This window comes from Thalassospira marina (assembly GCF_002844375.1).
Lineage (GTDB): Bacteria > Pseudomonadota > Alphaproteobacteria > Rhodospirillales > Thalassospiraceae > Thalassospira > Thalassospira marina.
Genome location: NZ_CP024200.1, coordinates 566288 through 588842, shown reverse-complemented (window position 1 = coordinate 588842; position 22555 = coordinate 566288). Strand labels below are relative to the sequence as shown.

General features: G+C 54.5%; 19 protein-coding genes. 10 read left to right on the top strand and 9 right to left on the bottom strand.

Annotated features, from left to right (window positions below; genetic code table 11):
* The first annotated feature begins 90 nt into the window (after positions 1–90).
* Positions 91–984 carry an AraC family transcriptional regulator gene (locus CSC3H3_RS22790; RefSeq protein ID WP_101286664.1) on the top strand — a complete coding sequence of 298 codons (894 nt, stop codon included), beginning with the start codon at positions 91–93 and terminating at the stop codon, positions 982–984.
* Positions 985–1039: 55 nt separating this feature from the next.
* Here CSC3H3_RS22790 and CSC3H3_RS22785 read toward each other — a convergent pair whose 3' ends face one another.
* A complete protein-coding gene (locus CSC3H3_RS22785; protein WP_172963483.1) occupies positions 1040–2044 on the bottom strand; it encodes a GntR family transcriptional regulator in 1005 nt (334 codons plus the stop codon).
* Between the two features lie 153 nt (positions 2045–2197).
* Between CSC3H3_RS22785 and CSC3H3_RS22780 the strand changes: the two genes are divergently transcribed.
* The 6 genes from CSC3H3_RS22780 to CSC3H3_RS22755 all read left to right on the top strand — a co-directional run bounded on the left by CSC3H3_RS22780 (position 2198) and on the right by CSC3H3_RS22755 (position 8044).
* A complete protein-coding gene (locus tag CSC3H3_RS22780; protein ID WP_101286662.1) occupies positions 2198–3187 on the top strand; it encodes a sialic acid TRAP transporter substrate-binding protein SiaP in 990 nt (329 codons plus the stop codon).
* A gap of 69 nt (positions 3188–3256) precedes the next feature.
* Entirely contained in the window at positions 3257–3784 is a 528-nt protein-coding gene (locus CSC3H3_RS22775) for a TRAP transporter small permease (RefSeq protein WP_101286661.1), read from the top strand.
* Entirely contained in the window at positions 3781–5058 is a 1278-nt protein-coding gene (locus CSC3H3_RS22770) for a TRAP transporter large permease (protein ID WP_101286660.1), read from the top strand. The genes CSC3H3_RS22775 and CSC3H3_RS22770 overlap by 4 nt, the downstream gene beginning before the upstream one ends.
* Positions 5059–5097: 39 nt before the next feature.
* The gene (locus CSC3H3_RS22765) at positions 5098–6207 is read left to right on the top strand and encodes a mandelate racemase/muconate lactonizing enzyme family protein (RefSeq protein WP_101286659.1); all 1110 of its coding nucleotides are present in this window, start codon (positions 5098–5100) and stop codon (positions 6205–6207) included.
* A gap of 14 nt (positions 6208–6221) precedes the next feature.
* On the top strand, positions 6222–7283 hold the full coding sequence (locus CSC3H3_RS22760; RefSeq protein ID WP_245881405.1) for a zinc-binding alcohol dehydrogenase family protein: 1062 nt from the start codon (positions 6222–6224) through the stop codon (positions 7281–7283).
* Positions 7280–8044 carry an SDR family NAD(P)-dependent oxidoreductase gene (locus CSC3H3_RS22755; protein WP_101286658.1) on the top strand — a complete coding sequence of 255 codons (765 nt, stop codon included), beginning with the start codon at positions 7280–7282 and terminating at the stop codon, positions 8042–8044. The genes CSC3H3_RS22760 and CSC3H3_RS22755 overlap by 4 nt, the downstream gene beginning before the upstream one ends.
* 56 nt (positions 8045–8100) lie before the next feature.
* Here CSC3H3_RS22755 and CSC3H3_RS22750 read toward each other — a convergent pair whose 3' ends face one another.
* The gene (locus CSC3H3_RS22750) at positions 8101–9042 is read right to left on the bottom strand and encodes a LysR substrate-binding domain-containing protein (protein ID WP_101271584.1); all 942 of its coding nucleotides are present in this window, start codon (positions 9040–9042) and stop codon (positions 8101–8103) included.
* A 130-nt stretch (positions 9043–9172) separates the two neighbouring features.
* Here CSC3H3_RS22750 and CSC3H3_RS22745 point away from each other — a divergent pair, with 130 nt between their 5' ends.
* Positions 9173–10201 carry a zinc-dependent alcohol dehydrogenase family protein gene (locus tag CSC3H3_RS22745; protein WP_101286657.1) on the top strand — a complete coding sequence of 343 codons (1029 nt, stop codon included), beginning with the start codon at positions 9173–9175 and terminating at the stop codon, positions 10199–10201.
* Between the two features lie 82 nt (positions 10202–10283).
* On the opposite strand, the gene CSC3H3_RS22740 is transcribed toward CSC3H3_RS22745, so the two are convergent.
* On the bottom strand, positions 10284–12446 hold the full coding sequence (locus CSC3H3_RS22740) for a dihydroxy-acid dehydratase domain-containing protein (RefSeq protein WP_101286656.1): 2163 nt from the start codon (positions 12444–12446) through the stop codon (positions 10284–10286).
* A 360-nt stretch (positions 12447–12806) separates the two neighbouring features.
* Positions 12807–13193, bottom strand: a complete 387-nt coding sequence (locus tag CSC3H3_RS22730) for a DUF983 domain-containing protein (RefSeq protein WP_101286654.1) — start codon at positions 13191–13193, stop codon at positions 12807–12809.
* Between the two features lie 265 nt (positions 13194–13458).
* Between CSC3H3_RS22730 and CSC3H3_RS22725 the strand changes: the two genes are divergently transcribed.
* Complete coding sequence (locus tag CSC3H3_RS22725) at positions 13459–14838, top strand: aminotransferase-like domain-containing protein (RefSeq protein ID WP_101286653.1); 1380 nt, start codon at positions 13459–13461, stop codon at positions 14836–14838.
* A 209-nt stretch (positions 14839–15047) separates the two neighbouring features.
* Here CSC3H3_RS22725 and CSC3H3_RS22720 read toward each other — a convergent pair whose 3' ends face one another.
* The 4 genes from CSC3H3_RS22720 to CSC3H3_RS22705 all read right to left on the bottom strand — a co-directional run bounded on the left by CSC3H3_RS22720 (position 15048) and on the right by CSC3H3_RS22705 (position 19332).
* Positions 15048–15632 carry a nucleotidyltransferase family protein gene (locus CSC3H3_RS22720; protein WP_245881404.1) on the bottom strand — a complete coding sequence of 195 codons (585 nt, stop codon included), beginning with the start codon at positions 15630–15632 and terminating at the stop codon, positions 15048–15050.
* Positions 15632–16627, bottom strand: coding sequence for an XdhC family protein (locus tag CSC3H3_RS22715; protein WP_101286651.1), 996 nt, complete (start codon positions 16625–16627; stop codon positions 15632–15634). The genes CSC3H3_RS22720 and CSC3H3_RS22715 overlap by 1 nt, the downstream gene beginning before the upstream one ends.
* Before the next feature lie 68 nt (positions 16628–16695).
* Complete coding sequence (locus tag CSC3H3_RS22710) at positions 16696–18867, bottom strand: xanthine dehydrogenase family protein molybdopterin-binding subunit (protein ID WP_101286650.1); 2172 nt, start codon at positions 18865–18867, stop codon at positions 16696–16698.
* 3 nt (positions 18868–18870) lie between these two features.
* Complete coding sequence (locus CSC3H3_RS22705) at positions 18871–19332, bottom strand: (2Fe-2S)-binding protein (protein WP_101271599.1); 462 nt, start codon at positions 19330–19332, stop codon at positions 18871–18873.
* Positions 19333–20065: 733 nt separating this feature from the next.
* On the opposite strand from CSC3H3_RS22705, the gene CSC3H3_RS22695 reads away from it, so the two are divergent.
* Positions 20066–21496: a GntR family transcriptional regulator gene (locus tag CSC3H3_RS22695; protein ID WP_157831994.1), complete on the top strand. Its 1431-nt coding sequence runs from the start codon at positions 20066–20068 to the stop codon at positions 21494–21496.
* A 141-nt stretch (positions 21497–21637) separates the two neighbouring features.
* On the opposite strand, the gene CSC3H3_RS22690 is transcribed toward CSC3H3_RS22695, so the two are convergent.
* The gene (locus CSC3H3_RS22690; protein ID WP_101286647.1) at positions 21638–22357 is read right to left on the bottom strand and encodes a DJ-1/PfpI family protein; all 720 of its coding nucleotides are present in this window, start codon (positions 22355–22357) and stop codon (positions 21638–21640) included.
* Positions 22358–22555 lie beyond the last annotated feature (198 nt).

Here is a 22555-nt window from a genome sequence, read left to right as displayed (position 1 = left end):
CCCCTGCCCGTCGTTGCCGGAACCTCCTGTTGGTTAGCCTATTCCTCCAATCGTATTTACGGTGTGCCAAAACCGGCGTAAGCTTTGCCCATGACAGATACATTGCTTCATACCGTTCGGGCCTTTACGCAATCACATGCCAATGCCGCCGGCCTTGCCCAAACCCCCATTGCAGGGTTAACCACCATTTGCGCCGGCAAGCCTGGCGGGCTTGATTATGCCATTTCCCGCCCGCTGGTCTGTCTGGTGCTGCAAGGCAGCAAACAGGTCACCATGGGCGCGCAAATTGTGACATTGCGCGCTGGCGATACATTGCTGATTACGGCTGATGTCCCCACCGTCAGCCAGATCATTCAGGCCAGCGCCGATCAACCTTATCTGTCCCTGGTGCTTGACCTTGACCATGCGGTGATTGCCGATCTGGTTTTGCAAATGGACCAACAGGGGAACGGCAATGACAGTGCCGTTCAGGTAACACCGACCGAACCCGATGTTGCCGATTGCGCCCATCGGCTTTTTAAAATTTGCGACCGGCCGGCAACCATTGCAATGCTGTATCCGCAACTGGTGCGCGAACTGCATTACTGGTTGCTTAGCGGTGCGCTTGGCCCCGCCATTCGTCAGCTTGGCTGGCCCGAAAGCCACACCCGGCGCATTGCCCGGGCCATTGCCCTGTTGCGATCAAATTATCATGAAACCATCGCGGCAGACAGGCTTGCCGCTGTTGCGGGCATGAGTCCGTCGTCGTTTTATCATCACTTTCGCGCTGTAACCGCGCTATCGCCGCTGCAATTTCAAAAACAGCTTCGCCTGATCGAGGCGCGCCGTATGGTCATGTCCGAAGGCATGACAGCAAGCAGTGCCGCCTATGCTGTTGGTTATGAAAGTGTTTCCCAATTTACCCGCGAATATCGCCGCATGTTCGGCCTGCCCCCGGCACAGGACCGTGATGCGCAGCTTTCCGGCCCCCGCGCAGCCGAATAAGGCAGGGAAATATCGTGCAAAGCAAATGGAGCAAGCTGCCGTTATTTATTGCGGTTTACAGCGGCACCAGAAAATCCGGCCGGTTTTTAAGGTGATGATCTCGCAAATCCGAAAGGCGGCGAAGGGTCGTTTCCTGTGCGCGGGCCAGGTGTTGCGACAACAGGGTTGCGGCCCTATCGGCCCTGTTTGCCTTCAGTTCAAAGGCAATTGCCAGATGCTCGTCAATCGTGCTTTCAACGATTTCATAGGACTGGGTCGCAACAAAGGAAATATGGGTTGATATCAGCGGCAACTGGCTGCGCCGGATGGCATCGACCATCGGCCTGTTTTCGCTATTCAGCACGATATCGACATGCAAATCCTTTTCAAGTTGCAGGATATCTTCTGTTGTTACCTGTTCGATCCGGCCCCGTGCATTTTCCAGCCGGGTAATCATTTTTGCCAGTGCAGTTTTGTTTAAATGTGCTGCCGCATCCGCCAGGGCTAGGGGTTCCAGCGCACAACGCATGGCGTAATGGTCGCGAATATCCTTGCCGGTCATCGGTCCGGCCTGCCAGCGGCCATTGGGTAATTGCGTTACCAGCCCGACCCGTTCAATCCGGCTTAAAAATTCGCGTGCAATGGTCCGGCTAACACCGTAATGCCCGGCAAAACGCGCCTCGCTGATGCGATAGGCGCCAAATACCAGGGCGGATGCCACGGTAAGTTCGGCCTCGTCAAAAATGCGCATTCGCCAGTTGCGATTTCCCAGAATTTCCAAAAGGTCCGGGTCCAGCGACAGTTCCAGATCGGCAAATTTTGGGATGGTATCGCCACTGGTGCCCGCACCGACATTGGTCCCCGTACCCGGGCGCAAATATCCCTGCCCGGTGGCATTTTCCAGCAGGTTTTCATCGGCCAGCCGCGCCAGGGCCGCGCGCACCGGCACCCGGCCAACATCAAGCAAACGCGCCACATCCGTTTCGCGAACGCGCACACCGCAGGGGATATTTCCCTGCTCGATATTCGTTTTCAGGATTTTGTAAACCGCATCATTGATGCGTGGCGGTTCGGTTTTCATCCGGCTCCTCATTTTGCAGGATTTATCCCCTGCCGGGATGTGTTTCGTCAATTCCTTAAAAATGTATATTGCGCTCAATATCCATTTTTGTTAGGTGTCGTAAATAACAACAAAAACAAACCGTCAATCCGACACCATCGGGAGGAAACCGAAATGTCCCTGTCTTTTGGAAAATTCATACCGGCTGCAACCTTTGCCGCCACCCTTGCCTTTGGCGCATTCAATGCCGCAAATGCCACAACGGTTTTGAAATTTGCCCACATCTATGATGAATCAACGCCCTATCACAAAGTCCTGCTCGAAGCCGCCGACGAGATTAAAAAACAGACCGATGACCGCTATGAAATGCAGGTTTTCCCCTCTTCTTCGCTGGGCAATGAAGAGGCAATCAATGAAGGACTTTCGCTGGGTACGGTTGACCTGATCTATACCGGCCCGGCATTTATGGCGCAAAGCTATCCGGAAATCGGCGTGCTGGATTATCCCTTTGTCTTTCGGGATTTTGACCATTGGCAGGCCTTCTGGAACAGTGATCTGCGTGATGAAATGGCCAAGGGTTACCAGGATGCGACAGGCAATATTCTGGTCACGCATACCTATTACGGCACCCGTCAGGTCACATCAAACAAGCCGATTTTAAAACCCGAAGATATGAAAGGTCTTAAAATCCGCGTGCCCAATGCCCCGGCCTATACCCTGTTTCCCAATGCAGTTGGTGCCAACCCGACCCCGATGGCCTTCTCGGAAGTTTACCTTGGCCTGCAGCAGGGTGTGGTCGATGCCCAGGAAAACCCGCTGCCCACCATCAAGGCCGCGCAGTTTTACGAAGTCCAAAGCGATATCAGCCTGACCAGCCACACCACGGCAACCCTGACCACGATCATGTCAGGCGTCACCAATGACGAGTTGTCAGATGAAGACCGCAAAATCATTTTCGACATCCTGAAAAAGGCCGCCGCCAAGGCCACTGGCGAAGTGCGTGATCAGGAAGCATCGCTGGTTCAGTGGTTCAAGGACAAGGGTGTGAACGTTCATGAAGTGGACCGCAAACCGTTCATGGATGTGGTTCAGCCGCTTTTGCAGGGGGCAAACATGCCCTGGTCGCCTGACACCTTCAAACGTCTGGAAGCCATCGGCCAGTAAATCGCTTTCGCGGCGGGCAGCATGCGTGCGCTGCCCGTCCCTTCCGGTCAGGATATGTGAAGGTGCAAAATGAATGACCTTTCGCACGACCAGAAAATTGCCGAGGAAATCACCTCGCAAATAGATGCCCAGCAAACCGAAATCAGTGACATTTCCTGGTGGGACACCCCGGTTTTTATGGTGTTCTGGGCGCTTGTTCTTGTCGTTTTCTTGCAGTTCTTTTCGCGATACGCGCTTAACAGTTCCATCCCCTGGACCGAAGAAGTCGCCCGTTACCTGTTAATCGTGGTGACATTTTCCGGGGCTGTTATTTGCGCACGCAAAAAAAGCCAGATCTATCTGGATTTCTTCCATCTTTACATTCCCAAGGTGGCATCGCGCGCCCTGTTTTTCCTGATGGATATGATCACGGCGGCCTTTTTTGCCTATGCGGCCTGGTCGGGCGCATCCCTTGCGCAACGCATGGGCCATCAGCGCATGATCAGCATTGATATGCAGCGCGGTTACCTGTTCTGGACCATTGTGGTTTGCCTTGCCATCGCGGCAATCGTGACATTTGCGCGCGGCATCCACGACCTGCGGAGGCACCCGTCATGAGCCTTGGCATCATGTTTGTTGTGCTGGCGGTTTTGCTGGTTTGTGGGGCCCCTGTTGCGGTTGCCCTGGCCGGATCATCGCTGGTTTATCTGTTCATTGCCGGTATGCCGCCCATCAGCATGCTTCACAATATGATCAATGGGGTGAACAGCTTTCCGCTGCTTGCCGTGCCGTTTTTCATTATGGTCGGCCACCTTATGAATACCGGTGGCATTACCGTACGCATTTTCAATTTTGCCCGCGCACTGGTCGGCTGGCTGCCCGGCGGGCTTGGTCATGTCAATGTGGGTGCCAGCGTAATTTTTGCCGGCATGTCAGGTGCGGCCGTGGCTGATGCCGGTGGCCTTGGCAATGTTGAAATCAAGGCCATGCGTGATGCTGGCTATGAAACCGGGTTTGCCGTTGGCATCACTGCCGCATCATCCACCATTGGCCCCATTATTCCACCATCGCTGCCACTGGTTCTTTATGGCGTGATTGCCCAGGTATCGATTGGGCAGCTGTTTTTGGCCGGTGTTGTGCCTGGTCTTTTAATGGCAATTGCCCTGATGGTTATGGTTGCCTGGTATTCACACCGTCGCAAATACCCCAAAGACCGTGCCTTTTCACTGACAAACCTTGGCCGCGCCAGCAAGGACGCCTTCCTGCCCATGATGACGCCTGTCATCATCATTGGCGGTATTTCAACCGGCCTTTTCACCCCGACCGAGGCCGCGGTTGCCGCGGTTGCCTATTCACTGATACTGGGTCTTGCGATTTATCGCACGCTGACCATGCGCCATTTGTTGCGTGTAACGATGGATACGGTTGAAACAACGGCAGCAATTATGCTGATTGTTGGCGCAGCAGCCGTTTTTGCCTGGATTTTAACGGCAAATCAGGCCGCCCAGCATTTGGGCAGCTTTGTTCTTGGGTTCACCGATAACCGCTATATCGTTATTTTTCTGATGATGGTTCTGGTCCTGATTGTCGGCTGTTTCATGGAAACAATTGCCGCGATCACCATTCTGGTCCCGGTTTTGTTGCCCATTGCGCATACAGTCGGCATTGACCCGGTTCATCTGGGGATCATCGTCATCCTGAACTTGATGTTAGGGCTGTTAACACCGCCGGTCGGCATGGTGCTTTATGTGCTCTCGCGGGTATCGGGCGTGCGCTTTGAAGAATGCGTGCGCGCAACCGCCCCCTTCCTTGTTCCGCTGCTGATCGTGCTGATGCTGCTGGCTTTCATTCCCCAGCTCAGCCTGATGCTGCCAACCCTGCTTTATCGCTGATTTCCCGCCAAATACCGCCATTTCAAAGGAACTGGTAAATTGAAAATTACGGCTGTCAAAACCTTCATCATGCATGTTCCGGTCACACGTAATGGTGTGTCGGACAGTACCCATAACCTTACCCATTGGGGTGCCCCCGGGGTTATTATTGAAACCGATGCCGGCATCACCGGTTATGGTTATTCGGGCACGCATGCGCATTTGCCCAGCGACCGGCTGATTACCCAGTGCATTGAAACCTGCTTTGCCGATTTGATCATGGGGCGCAACCCGCTGGAGGTTACGGCCCTGTGGCGTGAAATGGAACGTTTCCCGCCCGTCCAATGGGTTGGTCGCGGGGGTATTTCGCATCTGGCACTTGGTGCGATTGATGTGGCCCTTTGGGATATCAAATCAAAGGCGTCCAATATGCCGCTTTGGCAGGAAATGGGCGGCAAAGCGCGCAAAATTCGCGCCTATAACACCGATGGCGGCTGGCTGAACTGGTCGCTGGAAACACTGGTAGATGATTGCCGCCGTCTTGTTGAAAAGGATGGCTATACCGGCGTTAAAATCAAGGTTGGCAGCCCCAGCCTTAGCACCGATATCAAACGCCTTGAAGCAGTCCGCAAGGCAATTGGCCCGGATGTGACCCTGGCGGTTGATGCCAATGGCCTGATGGACCTGCCAACTGCCATGCGTTTTGGCAAATATCTGGCCGATGCCGATGTGATGTGGTTTGAAGAACCGCTTTGGTATGACGATGTGATCAGCCACAAACGTTTGGCCGAAAGCATTTCCACCCCGATCGCCTTGGGCGAGCAGCTTTATCTGCCGCACAATTTTGCAACCTTCTTTGATGCCGGTGCGCTTCACTACGCCCAGCCCGATGTGGCCCGCCTTGGCGGCATCACACCCTGGATCCAGGTTGCCGATATGGCCCTTAATTACGGCCTGCCGGTGGTGTCGCATGTTGGCGATATGATGCAAACCCACATCCATACGGCAATTGGCCACCCTTCCAACAACATGCTGGAATATATCCCCTGGCTGCGCGAATGCTTTACCGACCCGGCAACCGTTGAAGACGGATATTTCCTTGTTCCCCAACAGCCCGGTGCTGGCACCACGCTCCGCGATGATGCGCTGGACCGGTTTGGTGTTGCCTAAGGCGGGGATGGATCATGACTGAACAAATGAAGGCAATCTGCATTACCGCGCCTGATGACATCACCCTAACCCGCCGGGACAAACCAGTTCCGGCGGCCGGGGAAATCCGGGTAAAGCTGCATTATGTCGGCTATTGCGGATCGGACCTTAGTAGCTATCAGGGCCGCAACCCGATGGTGGGTTTCCCCCGCGTTCCTGGCCACGAGCTTTCGGGTGTTATTGATGCACTGGGCACGGGTGTTTCGGGCAATTTTGCCATTGGGCAACGCGTAACCATCCTGCCCTATTTCAACTGCGGCACCTGTTTTGCCTGCCGGCAAAACCGCCCCAATGCCTGCCTGAATAATCAGACCATGGGCGTACAGCGCGAAGGTGCAATGGCTGAATTTTGCTGTGTGCCACAGGCGCATGTCATTCCGGTGCATAATCTTTCACAACGCGATACCGCACTGATCGAGCCACTTGCCATTGGCTTTCACGCCGTTGAACGGGCCCGGATCCAGCCGGGTGAAAATGTTGCCGTTCTGGGTGTGGGTATGATCGGTCTTGGCATTGTTCTGGCGGCACAACGCAAGGGTGCCCATGTTATTGCCGTGGATATTTCCGCCCACAAACTGGAAATCGCCCGTCAGCTTGGTGCGCGTGAAACCATTAATGGCACAAACGAGGATGTAACCACGCGCCTTTCCGCCCTGACCGGCGGTGATGGCCCATCCGTTCTGCTGGAAGCCGCAGGCAGCCCGCATACTTTTCGCCAGGCAGTAGACGCCGCATCGCAATGCGCACGGGTTGTGTATGTTGGCTACACCAAAGTCCCGGTCGAGTTTGAAACCCGCCTGTTTGTTTCCAAGGAAATCGAAATTCTCGGCTCTCGCGGTGCCACGCGCGACGATTTTGAAACGGTTACCCGCTTCCTCGAAGACAACCCTGCCTGTGCAGATATCATTATTTCACGCATTGTCTCCATTGATCAGGCCGATCAGGCCATGCGGGACTGGGCGGCCAACCCCGGCGCCATTACCAAAATTCTGGTCAGTTTGTTAGACCCGGAAAACAATGATGGAGCAACAGCATGACAGTGAAAGCGTTTTCACTTTCCGGCCATCGCGCCCTGATTACCGGGGGCAGTGGTGGCTTGGGCAAGGCCATTGCCAGCTGTTTTTTACAGTCCGGGGCCGAGGTCATTTTAACCGGTACCAGTGAAGCCAAACTGGCAAGCGTGCAGAATGCACTGGGCGGCATGGTTGAAACCATCTGCTTTGATGTAACCGACACTGCCAACAGCCGTGATTTCGCCCAAAAGGTTGAAGACCGGTTTGGGGCGATATCACTGCTGGTCAATAATGCTGGCAACACCGTGAAAAAGCCGATTGATGACATGGGGGTGGATGATTTCACCAATGTCATGAACACCCATGTCACTGGTGCCTTTGCGCTTAGCCAGGCATTTTTGCCACAAATCCGTCAGGCAAACGGGCGTGGCTCCATACTTTTTACCGCATCGATGGCATCGTTTTTGGGTATTCCCCATGTCATTGGCTATTCGGCGGCAAAGGCGGCCTATGTCGGGCTGGTGCGTGCGCTGGCGACCGAACTGGCACCCGATGGCGTACGCATAAATGGCGTTGCACCTGGCTGGATCAGAACCGACCTTTTTGAAAAAGCCACGCAGACCGACCCGGCCCGCTTCGCCAAAATCCGCGCCCGCATCCCGATGGATTGTTTCGGCGACCCCGAAGATATCGGCTGGGCAATGACCTATCTTGCCTCCCCCGCCGCCAAATATGTCACTGGCGAAATCCTGGTTGTTGATGGCGGCGCCCTGCACGGATTTTAGGCGTTTGCCGTAGATATTGTCCTAGTTACGTCTTAGTCATCCAATGCGCTGACCTATTACCGGCCTGTTCCATCAAACTTCTCCCACGGTGGGACAGGCTGAAAGCATCGTACAAGTTCGTCTATCGTTACGCGAATTTTCGGTAGCATTTCAGCGGTTTTCAACCAGATCAGGTTGATGGGTCTGTCTTCGGCGTGAAGGTTGGTGCCGGTTTGTTGTAACCGCCCTGCTTTGATATGTTCGCTTACCAGCCAATATGGCAAACACGCCAACCCGGCCCCGGCGAGAACTGCACTTAACATACCTTCGCCATGACTGATCAGGTGCCGTGGTTTTAGCGGTGCCTTTATCACGGCCCCGGTATTGTCCCGTAATCGCCAGGGTAATACCCGCCCCTCACGCAATTCGCCGATCAATGCGTGACTGGGCAAATCAATGGCATCAGTCACAGCGCCATGAAGAGCCAGATATGTCGGCGCTGCACATATCACAGATGTCTGAACGCCAATTTTTCGCATCATCAAACCGGCATCATCCGCCATGTCGCCAATCCTGATAGCAAGGTCGATTTCCTCGTCGACCAGATCGACATATTGGTCGGTAAACCGTGCATCCAGCGTAAGCTGCGGCAAGTTTTTTAGCAGGTCCACCATCAGCGGTAAAATCCAGCGCGGACCAAAAGATGACGGCAGGCTGACCCGCAATGTACCGGATGCCACCATTCGCCGGGCTGAAAGGGTTGTTTCCGCAGCTTCCAGATCGGCAAGTATCCGGATACAGGTGGCGTAAAAGGCACGGCCTTCATCGGTTAAACCAAGGTGCCGTGTGGTACGGTTTAAAAGCTGCACGCCCAGTCGTTCTTCCAGACGGGCAACACTTTTGGCAACGGCCGACTTGGACAGTCCCATATGTGCCGCTGCGGCTGTAAAGCTGCCCTGATCAACCGCACTAACGAAGGCCGTAATCCCGGTCAGGTGTGAATGTGGCTGAATCCCCATCTATTGACGACCTTTATTCGCAAATATGAAGAATTTAATGAGAAACATTTTCTATTAGATTGTCAATAGACTGGCCACAGGCACTGAAACGCAGTGCAAATAAGTTTGCAAACGCAAAAAGGAATTGGCCATGTCAGATTTGATGGAACGTTGGGAAACGCCCGGCTTTGGTGTTTCCAACCTTAAGAAAGTAACCCGTTCCCGCCCCGTACCAGGATATGGGGAAATCCTTATCCGGGTGGAAGCGGTATCGCTGAATTACCGTGATACAGAAGTCCTTGAAAGCCGTATGTATCTCGAACCTGAATTTCCCTTTACGCCGGCATCGGACATGTTCGGCACGGTCATTGAAACAGGTGAAGGTGTTACACGCTTTGCTGTTGGGGATCAGGCCGTTTCGATGTGCATTACGAACTGGATCGATGGCGAGGCTCTGGATTGGAGCGTCGCCCCGCCACTTGGCGGCACCATACCGGGGATTTTGGCGCAATATGTTGTTTTGCCTGCGGACTGGTGTGTTCATGCCCCAAAGTCTTTAACTGCGATAGAGGCATCGACATTACCTATCGCCGCCCTTACTGCATGGATGGCAGTTTGCGAACTTGCACCATCGCGCAGTGATCAAACCGTACTGATTCAGGGTACCGGTGGTGTGTCGCTTTTTGCAGCACAATTCGGGTTGGCGGCGGGTGCAAATGTTATTGTAACCACCAGCAGCGACCAAAAAGCCGAACAGCTTCGCAAATTGGGCGTTAAGGCAGATAACATCATCGATCGGTCCATTACGCCAGACTGGCCCGCAGCCGTTATGGAACTTACCGATGGTCGCGGTGCAGACAATATCGTCGAAGTGGTTGGCGGCGAAAATATTCGCAAGTCGCTGGATGCCGTGCGCCAGGGAGGCCGGATTGCATTGATCGGCTTTATGGAATCATATGACATGTCGATGTCAATTCTTCCAGTTTTGGGCAAGCGCGTAACGATTGAAGGAATTTCCGTTGGGCCCCGCCGGGCCATGGAAGACATGATACGTGCGATTGACCGTCACAAAATAAAGCCGGTTATCGACCGCGTTTATGATTTTGACGAAGTTCCCGCCGCCTTCCAGCACCTTAACAGCGGGCCATTTGGCAAGGTTGTTATCAAGGTTGCGTCCTGATCCCGGCGATGCCATGTGACCCCAACCCATCTTACTTCCTCGCAGCCCGCCATTTTTGCGGGCTGTTGGCATATGTACCCGTTTATCGCCAGGAATGAACGGCTCGGCGGTCAACGGTTTCGGGGACAATACCCCGTCCGGCATCGGAGACATGTTCCATCACGTTACAGGCGGCGATATCAAGCTGGCGTGTCAGCATGCGCTGGTGGCGCTGTTCGAACAGGTCTTTGCGATCAGGCATATGGGTTGGGTTACCGGTTATTTCCTGCCCGTGCAGGAAGGCATCACATTCCAACCAGTCCAGCGTCAGGAGGGTCAGGTCAAGGCGCAGAATATCGCCATTGCGCAAATGGCCAATTCCACCACCGGCAAAGGCTTCGGGCACCATATGGCCGATACAGGCCCCCTTGGTAACGCCGGAATAACGGCCATCCGTGATCAGCATGCTTGATGCCTCAAGAATGCGGTGATGGCGCAGGTTTTGCGACGGCGAGAACATTTCCGGCATACCATAGGCCTGCGGCCCCTGCCCGCCAATTACGAAGGCAAAAGACAAATGCCCCTGGGCCAGCATATCGCGCACCGCCATATCCGGCGTCACATCACCGCCATTGCGCGTAACAATGGCGCGGATCAGTTCAGGCGTGACGCCTTCAGTATTCATCAAGCGGTCAACCAGGTCGGGCGCAGCAAAATCGGCGTTACATACATGTTCGTTTTCGTAATAGCGCACGATAAAAACATGATCATTGAAATGCGACAGCAAATGGTCGCTCATGCCCGATGTTTTAACCGCGCAATTTTCAAAGAAACTGCCGGTAATCACATCCACACCGGATCGCTGGCGCACGGGTGTGGCCCGGATCACCGATTTATCCCCCAGCGACAGATCAACCGGGTAATCAAGATCGGCAATACGTTCTGCCCAGCTTTTGCCAAGGATGGTCGGCGCGTCAAGATCCATGGCAACGCCAAGATCAGCCAATACGCGATAGATGCTTTCCATGCCGCGGTTTTGCCCCTCGGCCATTTGCTGCGCAAGCACATAGGTATCGCGGTTTTCCGTCAGGCTATGGGCAAAAATTTCGGGTACTGGCGTTTCAATGCGCACGGCCTGATAATCATCAATCGTGATGTCAAAACCGGCATGGCGCATCATGAAGGGCAAATGCAGCAGCATGTTGCTGCTGGACCCCGTGGCATTATGCACCCGGACAAAATTGGCAAAATTCGCCTTCAGCAAATTGCCAATCGCATATTCAGGGCGGTTAAAAACGGAAAACAGGGTATCGACGCCACTGGCAACCGCGTCATAGGGCGGAACATCGGTTAACAGTTCAAGAGCTGGCGGTGTCAGGCCAAAGGCCGCCAGCATGGTGCGTGATGAATTGCCCGTGCCGTTGAAGGCGCAAATGCCACCTTTGGAATCACAGGTTGCGGCGGCCAGTTCATCAAGAATACGGCGTTCCATTGCCCCGTCAATCAGACCCAGCAACCGGGCGCGTTCGAGCAGGCCGGCAAAGGCCTCGTCCGAGGTGCATTGCAGAATATAGCGCATATTTTCGCGAATATCGCCGCCAAGGTCATCATGCCCCGCGCCATCCGCATCACGGGCGACCTTTTCGAGCAGGCGGCGCGTTCCTTCGGGAATTTCACCGCCCTTTAAAACATGGGCCGGCGCAAATACGGCCCAGACCGGCGCCTGATCACCCCGATGGGCACGTGCGCGGTCCGCCGCGGCAAGCCCCGCCACAACAGCCGAGGGGGATTTATCACACCCGGCAATGACATAGGCCGCATGGTAACTGTGCCCTTCAAAGGTGATATTAACCGCCGTTGCCGTGGTATTGCGCGATGCCAGCGAATAGCTTTGACCAATATTGTTTTGTGCTGTGCCATCGCAAATAACCGGCACATGAAACAAAAACGGCACGCCGCCCTGTTCCCAAATGCGAAGGGCAGCCATCAAGGCGTGTGGCCGGTCCAGCAAATGGGCCGGATGATCCGGTGCACCGGCAATGATCGCAACACGCGGCCGGTTTTCCACCAACCGACCAACAACATCGCGAATTTCGGGAAGGGTGAATGCAAGCTTTTTGGCAAGGACCGGGTTTTCATTCACCGCATCGCGCAAAAGCCGCACCACCGTTATCGGCTGATTGGCCAGTCCCTGAATACAATCACGGTAAGGATTGGCCTTTTCATCGATAATGACGGGTTCATTGGCGGCAATGGGCTGGGGCATGGCGGGACGATACTCAACTGATTACGGGGCGCGTAACGGGAAAGCATACATGGCCTTTCAGGGATGCCTGTTCCCGCTCACGCCCAAAGTAATATATCAGTTCTTGCTGCCGATAAAGCGCTGTGACGTTTACCAGGATGACCAGCTTTCAATGAGCAGCGGTCACGCACAGCATGTCCCGCTATCATCCACAAGCGAACCGGCCTTTCCAGCGGAACAGCCAGCGCAACAGCGCCCCAACCGTCGTTAACGTCCTGCCTGTAACCTATCCTGCGTCTGCCAGCACCAGTTCAGGAATAGCGACGAAAACTGGCGGGCATTCGGCGCGGACATCTGATGATCAACGCCGCACACCCGGCGTCAGCTTTCATCCATTACGCGTTTGCCTTCAGTGGCCTTGTAGTAATACTGGCTGGCGATCAGCCATCCCTTAAGCGGGCGAAGCGGTGGAATACAGGTCAGCAGCAGGAATGGCAGGGTCGTGACCAGATGCACCCAATAGGGTGCCTGATAGGCAAGCTCGATCCAAAGCCCCATGATCAGTGATGGCACGCAGGCAAAGCAGATCACGAAAAAGGCAGGGCCATCGGCCGGGTCGGCAAAGGAAAAATCCAGATCGCAATAATCGCATTCATCCGCGATTTTAAGGAAACCATCAAACAGGTGCCCCTGGCCACAACGCGGACACCGCCCGCGAATGCCGACCCCAAGCGGGCGAAGCGGTGGCCATTCATCATCATTAAGCATGATCCGATCTCCATGACGTATTTATCGGTGTATGGACAATGTATGGATATGTGCTATATAGCATCCTGCATGATCCAGCGCGGCTGTTTTCCTGATTGGGGAAATTTTCAACATCTCAATAAAAACAATGATATAAAAGACATTATTAATAAATTTTTCGCCCATTCCAAACAAACGGCAGTGGTCATATCACAAATAATCTGCTTATTGTATGCCTAAATATCGCAACGCACACATACAATAAATCCATACAATGAGGGATCGCATGTGGAACCCGTGGGTTAAGGATAATGCCCGGCTGAAATATATCGGTATCGTTGATGCGCTAGAGGAGGACATTAACAATGGCCTTGTCGCGCAGGGCGAGCGCCTGCCCTCGCAGCGGGTCATTGCCGAGGCCGTCGGCGTTGATTTAACCACCGTTACCAGAGCCTTCAACGAAGCGCGCAGGCGCCACCTGGTGGATGCCAGCCCCGGGCGCGGCACCTTCATTCGCAAGGGTGTGGAAGTTACCGGCGTGGTAAGCGACCGCCTGCCCCTTGTTGATATGAGCATGAATACCCCACCCCAACTTGCGCAGATGGATTTTCGCCGGCTGTTTGCACAGGGCATGTCCGACATTCTGTCAAACGAAACGGGCGTGTTGAATTTGCAGTATCAGGAAAGCAGCGGGTCGGAATTTGATCGCAAAGTGGCCTCAGACTGGCTTTCCGCCCGGATTGGCCAGATAGAGCCGGAACAGGTCTTGTTAACGGCCGGGGCGCAAAACGCGCTTTATGCCCTGTGCGACCTGTTGATGCAGCGCGGTGATGTGCTGGTGGCAGGAAATATGACCTATCCGGGCTTGAAGGCTGTTGCCCTGCAACGCGGGTTAAACCTTGTGGGGCTTGCCATGGATCATCAGGGTATAATTCCCGATGCCTTTGAAAAAGCCTGCATCGAGCATGCACCCAAGGCCATTTATCTGGTCCCGACCATCGATAACCCAACAACCGCGACCCTGCCGCTGGATCGCCGCGCAACAATTGCCCGCATTGCCCGCAAACACAATGTCGCAATCATCGAGGATGACCCCTACTGGCCCCTGCTGGAAAGCGGCGAAATTCGCGCCATGGCCGGGATTGCCAGCGACATCACATGGCATATTGCCACCCTGTCAAAATGTGCTACTCCGTCCTTAAGGGTTGCCTATGTTGTTGCCCCCGATGGCGCACAGGCACAAAGACTGTCGGCCATTTTGCGCACAACCATCCTGATGGCACCGCCACTGATGTCCGCGCTTGCCAGCCGCTGGATTGTCGAAGGCATGTTAAAAGAACTGACCAGCGCCATCATTGCCGAAAACACTGCCCGGCAGGCCCTTGCCTCGCGCGAACTTGGCCAGCCCTTTCTGGCAAACCCCAGGGGGCATCATATCTGGCTGGAACTGCCGTCACACTGGCAGGCCGATGATTTCGCCCGTCAGGCAGAACTGGCAGGGGTTGCGGTGGTGCCGGCATCGGCCTTTGCCATTGGTCAAAGCAGCGTAAATGCTGTGCGCGTTTCCCTTGGTGTCAGCCCGGACCGCGAAACGCTGGCGGGCGGCCTGCGGTTATTGGCACAACTGCAGCAGCCCGGCATCACGACAACAAGGGCAATTGTTTAAGACGCACACAAGGCAAGGTTTAACTTTAAATGTATGCATACAAGTCATTGAAATAACATACTATTTCAGCAAAACAGAACGCCGGATTCTAGACCGAAAACCGCATTGTTCCATATAGTGAACGATGATTCTGGGGTGATTCAGGCCCTAAAACGCGCGCTTGCAGGCCCGCGCTACCCACACGACTGGCACCATCTGCCCCCTGAAGATCAGGTTGAAGGCTGGTCTAGCCGGTCAAGGTCGGAACGGTAATCGATGTCAAAGCTGGCATCATCCATGGGGACTGACAGCAGCGAAGCGGCATGTTTTTGTAAAATGCTTTTCGCCCCCTCCTGCCCCGCCAATGCTGCGAGATCATTAAATAACGACTTCGGAAAAATGGCGGGTACACCGTTTTTGTTGCCATAATGGCTGGCAATGATGTGCTGCCCGTCAAAGGCCGCGCATAGTTTTTGGTAATGCAGGGTTTGCAGCTTTGCCTGATCGGCAAGGGCGATCAAAACGCCGTCATAATCCCCTGACCGGCAAATGGCATGTATACCTGCGGCAATAGACGACCCCATGCCGGTTTGCCAATCCTCATTGACCACATATGGCTGGGCTACTGGAAGATGCGGGGCAATTTCACCGGCAAACGCCCCCAGCACCACATGCAGGTGGTTATCGCCCAAAACAGGCAATAGCTGATCAATGGCATGGCAAATCATCGGCTTTCCATCAATCAGCGCCAGTTGCTTGCGCCCGCCAAAACGGGCACTTTCGCCAGCCGCCAGGATAATCCCCGCCAGCTTCATTATTCTGCCGCCAGCGATAGGCCGGGCATTTGCATCATGTCATGCAGGGCCTTGTGGATACCTGATAGCATTGAAAGCGCAATGGCTTCGGGTAATTCACCCCCCAACGGCAGGCCTGCCGGGCTTTGTACCTGAAATGGCAATTGGGTACGGGTCATGCCAATATCATTCAGCACCTGTTCAAACCGGTGTGCCGGGCCCAATGCCGAAACGTGGCGCACGGTACTTTTGGTTAAAATTGCCAATGCCTTGGCATCGATTGAAATGCTGTGCGACATTAAAATCGCGGCATCAACGCGGCTGCTGGTGGCATATTCCGCCAGGCTGTCATCGATTGAACGCAGGATCGCGCGGACATTGGGGAAATGTTCGATCCGGGCATTGGCTGCGCGCGGGTCGGCCAGGCTGACCTGCCAGCCCATTTCCTGTGCAATCCGGGTGACCGGGCGGGCGTCAATGCCGCCCCCTACCAGCAGAATATGCGGTTCAGGCCGGATCGGAATGATCAGTGTTTCACCGTCATCGCGCATTTCAATATGGGCGCGATTGCCAATCACATTTTCATCGGCCAGAAACCGGCCCGACGGTTGATCAATCTTCTGGATGTAATAACCGCTTTCGCGCGCCTGCAACGCATCATAAAAGGCGGCAAGGCCCAGGTCATTTTCGGCGGTAATCGGCTGCAGCATGATATAAACCGTGCCACCACACCCAACACCCAGACGAAACGACAGATCGTCTTCGTCATTGCCATCATAGACAAGCTTGACCGTTTTGCCCGTAACCATGGCGCGCCGGGCATTACGGATAATATCGGCTTCCAGGCAACCACCACTTAGCAGGCCAAACTGCTGCCCCTGCCCGCTGATCATCATCATCGCACCTGCCTTGCGATAGGCGGAACCTTGGGTTTTATAAACCGTGCCCAATACCCATTCGGTCGCAGTGGCGTTTTCGCGCCAGGCGCGCAGCATATCGGATAACTGATTGCTCATTTCATGCCCCTTAACAGGAAGGAAATGCCCGAAGGCCGGCCCTTAAACCGGCCTTCGGAAATATCGCCTTACACGAAGTCGAAACCGGCCTTCGTCATTGGCAGATCAAAGATCCGCTTGCCGGTTGTTGCAAAAATTGCATTCGCAAGGGCTGGACCAGTCGGCGGAACGCCCGGTTCGCCAACGCCGGTCGGTGCATTGTTGGATTCAACAATGCCTACCTCGACAGCTGGCATTTCGGCATTGCGCAGCAATTCATAGTCCGGGAAGTTGGACTGCTCGACTTCACCTTCGGAAAGCGTGATCTGATCGCGCATGATGGCCGCCAGGGCAAAGCCCGCCCCGCCTTCCATCTGTGCCTTGATCACATCGGGGTTGATGGCAACGCCACATTCAACCGCCATGTAAAGCTTGTCGACATGAACGCTGGTTTCATCGCTGACCGTAATGTCGGCAACAACCGCCACGCAGGTATTAAACGAGAAATGGCAGGCAAAGCCGCGCTTGTCACCCTTCTTCCAGCCCGACATGTCACGCACCAGCTTGATGGCATTGATCATGCGAGCCTGGTTGGCACCGCTAGGGTCAAGCATGGCAAGGCGCAATTCAATCGGGTCCTGCCCGGTTTCATGGGCCAGCATGTCCATCAGGGTTTCCATCGCATAGGCGGTGTGGGTATTGCCCACCGAACGCCACCACAAAATCGGCACCGGGGTTTGGAAATCGCTCAGGCCGATGCCAAAATTCGGCACGGTATAAAGGCTTTCGGAAACGCCTTCGACCGATGTCGGATCGACATTGTCCTTGATCATGCCTTCAAAAAGCGATCCCTTCATGATCGATTTTACGGCAAGGCGATGATCCCAGGCGACGATTTTGCCACTGTCATCAAGGCCGATTTTGGCGCGATGCGCCGCCATCGGGCGATAATAACCGCCACGAATGTCGTCTTCGCGGCTCCAGACCAGTTTGACCGGCACCTTGCGGCCCATAAGGTCAAATGCCATTGCTGCTTCGGCGTTATAATCGGCCTGCGGGTTGGCACGTCGGCCAAACGACCCACCGGCATAAAGGGTGCGAACCTCAACCAGTGACGGGTCAAGTTTCAGGATACCGGCAACGGTCGGAACCGTCAGGGCTGGCATCTGGCAACCATCATGCACACGCACACCTTTGCCGACCGGCTCGATGGTGCAGTTAAGGGCTTCAAGCGGGGCGTGAACCAGGAACGGGAAGGTAAATTCCGCATCAATGGTTTTGGCTGCCCCTTTCAGAAGCGGTGCCACATCATCAAGGCTGGCTTCGTGGTTGGCGTTAAATTGCGGGGCATCAAGCAGCGCCTTGTGATCTTCGATCATTTTGTCGGTGCTGCGGGTTTCCGCCTTGGAGAAATCCCACTCGATGCTTAGCGCATCGCGGGCCTGAAAGGCAGCCCAGGTGTTTTTGCCATAGGCAACAACGCCAGCTTTGTTCGGCAAAACCTGTGCGGCAATAAAACCACCCACTTTTTTGGCTTCGCTGTCATCAAAGCTGGTGACAGTCCCGCCAAATTTCGGGGCGCGATAAATCGCGGCATAAACCATACCCGGCAGGTTCACATCCATGGCGAAAATGGCGGTGCCGTCGGTTTTGCTGTTATTATCCTTGCGGTGCAGGGATGCATCACCAATCAGGCGGAACTGGTCCGGAGTTTTTACCGTCGGTTTTTCAACCGGTGTCAAAGTCGTGGCGATGGCAATGAATTCACCATAATGGCCCGATTTACCGCCCGATTTCAGAACGCTTTTTTCAATGGTGATGCTTGATGGGTCCACACCCCAGCTTTGTGCTGCAGCACGGATCAGCAAATCACGGGCAGCGGCCCCGGCTTCGCGATACTGCATATAGGAGTTCGCAATCGAGGTCGAACCGCCGGTACCCTGAATGCTGAAAAACAGGTTGGCGTATTTTTTGTTATCGGCTGCGGCAAATTCGGTTTTGACCCGCGACCAATCGGCATCCAGTTCTTCGGCGACAAGGGTCGTCAGGCCGGTTGTGGTGCCCTGCCCCATTTCAAAATGCTTGATAACAACGCTCAGCGTGCCATCGGCATCTATTTTAACAAACGGGTTAAAATCGGTCATCGGCGCCTCGGAGGCGGTCGCCGCCAAAGCACCCTTTGCATTAACACCAACCAGCAATGCCGTGGTCGTTGCCGCCGAACCGATCAGAAACCCGCGACGTGAAACATTGACGTTCATGGATCAGGCCTCCAGCTTTTCAGATGCAAGTTTGACGGCTTCGTTGATGCGCACATAGGTCACACAACGACAGGCATTACCGTTCATATATTCCTTGATTTCATCGTCTGTCGGCTTGGGATTTTCGCTTAGCAAACCAATGGCCGACATGATCTGGCCGGACTGGCACCAGCCGCACTGGACCACATCCTTTTCGCGCCATGCAGCCTGAACAGCCTCGGCGACTTTGTTCTGCGCACCTTCGATGGTGGTGATTTCGCTATCGCCCAGATCTTCGATAAAGGTCTGGCAGGAACGGGTCGGGCTGCCATCAACATGCACCGTGCAGGCGCCACAATAGGCCACACCACACCCAAATTTGGTGCCGGTCATCTGCAGACCGTCACGCAGAACCCACAGGAGCGGCGTACCGGGTTCCGCGTCAACGGTCCGGGTTTCTCCATTAATTTTAAGCTGATACTGCACTGCTCTCTCCATCAATGCTGAAAGTTTCGGGACTTTTCCAGCTTCTGAAAGTCATCGTCTGTTTCCGGTTGCCCGGTCTTCTGGCCAGTGCCCTGGCCTTCTGCGGGGCAGCACATTTTCAGAAAAAATTGATCCTGCCGGGTTTTAACCGCCCGGCGATACGCCATCCTGCCATGCAAGGATTTTCGGGCCTGTGCCCGCCCGGCATCCACGCAATGCCCGGGCTTTCCTTCACAACTGGCATGTGATGCCGTCAACCTCCCTGATTGGCCACCTGTTTTTATTCCTGTTATCAAAAGGTTACTGACATCACCGCCAAAAGCGGCAATGCCGGGATTAAAACAATTCTAGCAAAGAAATTTGAACTTCGATTGCCAGATACAAGCTAGATCTTGCCTAATCCCACATTCCGCGATGAATTTTTTGGGAGATTGTGCAAGCCCGCCATTCGCGCAAGGTAGCGCGCGTTCTGAGCAAATGTCAGGCAATCGCCCTTTCGCAAGTCCCCACCTTACCCGGACGAAACAATGCATCGGGCTGCACGTCGGCCCGCAAAGCCCCGAGCACCGCTGATAACCTGACCTCAAACATCGCCGCCGTTAACAAAAATTCAGACATAAATATGACAATAAAGATTGCCATCTGCGCTTTACCGGGACATAGTGATGCCAGAAAAATGATGTTGCGAAATGGCAGTTTGGCAGATTGCAAAGATGCAGGGTGGCTTGGGAAAATGCATGACCACACCCGCCTTAAAATGCAGGAGCATATGGGTTTGATTACGGGGAAAACAGCTGGCGAGATTGTTTTTAGCGTCAAAAAGGCGGTGCAGGATGGCACCCTGATACATGACCAACCCCTGCCGCCGATCCGCATGCTTGCCGCAAAGCTGGGGGTTAACCGCAATACAGTCGCCGCTGCCTATCGCACCCTTTCCGAACAGGGCTTGCTGGCGGGCAAGGGCCGCCAGGGCAGCCGCATACATATTGCAAATCAACCGGGCCAATCCGTTCAACAATCGCGTCCGCTACAGCAGCCATTGCAGGCACATACCGGGGCACTGTCGGCGACCCAGCCCCTTCGTATGCAACCATCTGCTTTGGCAGCACCGCATTACAAGGATCTGGCGTGGGGCAACCCGGATCAAAGCATGTTACCCGATATTGCAGGTTTGCTGGGCGATGCGCCCTATCACGCCCATAAATATGAAGATGCACCAGATAACCCCACCCTGATTGATCTGTTCTGCCAAGGGTGGCAAAGCGATGATTTACCCGTTGGCGAGGTATGGCTGGCATCGGGGACCTTTGATGCGATTGATACCATTTTACGCCGGTTTGTGGTGCCAGGCGAAAAGGTTGCCATTGAAGACCCCTGCTTCATGACAACGCGGGGTCTGGTACAACAGGCCGGTTACACGCCCCAACCTATGCCGGTTGATGATGAAGGGGTTACGCCACAGGGCCTGAAAGATGCGCTGATTGCCGGTGCAAAGGCCGTGATCCTGACGCCACGCGCGCAAAACCCGTTTGGTGGTTCCTGGAGCATGGAACGCCAGCGCGACCTGATCGCGATTTTGGATAATTACCCGGATGTCGTGGTTGTCGAGGATGATTTTTTCGCGGCCCTGTCATCCGCTCCTGCCCGCAGTGCAATCGGGTGCGAACGTGAAAAATGGGCGATGATCCGATCGGTTTCCAAATCCCTGGGCCAGGATTTACGCCTTGCCGCCGTGAATTCCAGTATCGCTGTGCATCGTGCCTGCGCATCATTGAATGCATTTAAAAATCGATGGGTTAGCGGATTTTTACAATCCATCACCTTAAGCATATTACAAAGCCCGGATTACCCTGGCCTCATTGAAAAGGCGCGACACGTTTATGCACAGCGCCGCGAAACAACCCTGCAGGAACTGACCCGTCAGGGCATTGCCGCGCATGGCAGTGATGGCATCAATGTGTGGATCCCGGTCAGTGATGAAGCACAGATCATGCGCCGCCTGTTTGATCACGGTTGGTCCGTGCGCCAGGGCAGTGTTTTCCGCCTGCAATCGGCACCGGGCATTCGCATCACAACGGCTGCCATGCTACCAGACCATGCCGCCGAATTTGCCCGTACCCTGGCCTATATCCTGCAGCATGACAGGATCGAAAGGGGCGCGTAAACGCCCCTTCTTCAAGTTTGTTTATCTCTATTATATCAAATCTTTAATTCAGATATTTAGCGTTAATTGACGCAGCCAGGCAGCGACAAAACCGTCCTGTTGCAGCAAGCGGAAAGAAGGCTTTCCCGCCCCAAAACCCGTTCACCCGGCATTCCGGCCATAGGGAATTTGCTGCTGTGATGCCACCCTTTTCGCAGTTTCGATGCGTTTGGCGGTCAGGCCCTGCATTTTGTTGCGGGCACGGCCCAAAATATCGGCAGGGGCGCGTTCGGGCGTGCCAGAATCAAACGGGGGTTCAGGCTGATATTGCATATAAAGCTGAATTTCCATTGCCGCCGCGGCACCGCGTAAATCGGCAACCAGTTGCAGTGCCCCGTCAATGCCCGATGTAACCCCACCGGCAAACAAAAATTTACCGTCACGCACCACCCTGTCACGCAGGGTAATGGCCCCAAAATGGGGTAAAACATCCAGTGCCGCCCAATGGGTTGTCGCCCGTCGCCCCACCAGCAGGCCTGCCGCCCCACATAAAAGGGTACCGGTACAAACCGAAAAAACACATGTGGCATTTTCTGCCTGGCGACGAATGAAACCAAGGACCTCTTCATCATCCATCAGGGCTTCCTGCCCCGGCCCACCGGGCACATGCAAAATGTCGAGCATCGGCATTTCAGCCAGGGTTTTATCGGCCAGCAGGCGCAACCCGCAGGTATCGGCTACCGGCCCTGCCGTTTTGGCACCGATATGGAATGTCGCATTCGGCACGCGGCTTAGTACCTCGAACGGACCGGTGAAGTCGATCTGGTCCATGCCATCAAAAATCAGCGAACCGATGGTCAAAGGCTGGTCTGGCGCAATCATGGGAACCTCCCTTTTCAGGCATTGATGCAAAGTACGATCATTGAACAGCACCGGCAATGAATCAAGACATAAATAGAACAAAAATAAAAAGGTGATATTTTGTCTTAAAATGTCTGTACGGGATTTTCCTTAAAATCGCCGCTCAAACATATTATTCTAGCGCCATAACCGTTACGGTTCTGTGGGTGTTACCATATG